The sequence below is a fragment of the Lentzea sp. CC55 genome (assembly GCF_021056325.1).
Lineage (GTDB): Bacteria > Actinomycetota > Actinomycetes > Mycobacteriales > Pseudonocardiaceae > Lentzea > Lentzea jiangxiensis.
The window spans coordinates 185,406-186,122 of sequence record NZ_JAJCXE010000054.1 but is presented as its reverse complement, the minus strand read 5'-3'; the positions used below and the strand labels follow the sequence as shown (position 1 = coordinate 186,122).

The window sequence follows — 717 nt, the reverse complement described above, 5'->3', positions numbered from 1 at the left end:
ACATCAGGTAGAACAGCGGGAGGATCCAGCTGCGGGTTGCTCCCGCGACAGCGGCCGTCGCAAGAGCCATCCCGGTCAGGCCTGCGAGGTTGCGCAGCGCCGCGTGGTTGTCGGGCAAGGCCAGACACGCGGCCGTCACCGTGACCAGAAGGACGGCCGCCAACGCGATCCGTTGTGGGACAGGAGAACGCGGCGCGACCTTGAACACCGCCGTCGGTGCTTTGGTGTGCAGGCCGACTGCGCAGGCGAGCAGCAGGGGGAGCAGTTGCGACAACGGCACACTGAGTCTGCGCACCTCGCCCAATGACGGAACCGGTAGGTACAGGCCTCCGAACAACAGGCCGGCTGCCGAGACAAGACACGATGTCAGCACCAGCGCAGGCCATCGGTGTGCGCGCAACCACAGCCAGGCGATGGTCATGGCACTGCCGGGGCGACACTGGTGCAGTCACCGTGGGCCCGCACCACTGCGGCGAACCACGCGCGCTGGTCTTCCACACTGCTGCTGACGAGCTGGTTGAACTGCGCCACCTGGGACGGCGGCACGAAGCCGGACGCGGGGATGTCCGGCCGAACACGGTGGGTGAGCCAACCGCTGAGCAGTGCATTGGCCTCCGCAGCGGGATAGGGCACCGAGCCGTCTACGCGTACCGCGCAAGCCGGCGGCTGCGGGACAAGACGCTGAGCGAGAGACATGACGACGTCGGTCTCGGTGAC

The 717-nt window shown here is 67.6% G+C and carries 1 protein-coding gene and 1 pseudogene; both read right to left on the bottom strand.

What is annotated here, in order from left to right; genetic code table 11:
• A partial coding sequence (locus L6E10_RS33600) for a hypothetical protein (protein WP_236224170.1) occupies positions 1 to 421 on the bottom strand: 421 nt, incomplete at its 3' end.
• A pseudogene (locus L6E10_RS33595) lies at positions 418 to 717 on the bottom strand (hypothetical protein); the annotation flags it as partial. The gene L6E10_RS33600 and the pseudogene L6E10_RS33595, both read right to left, overlap by 4 nt.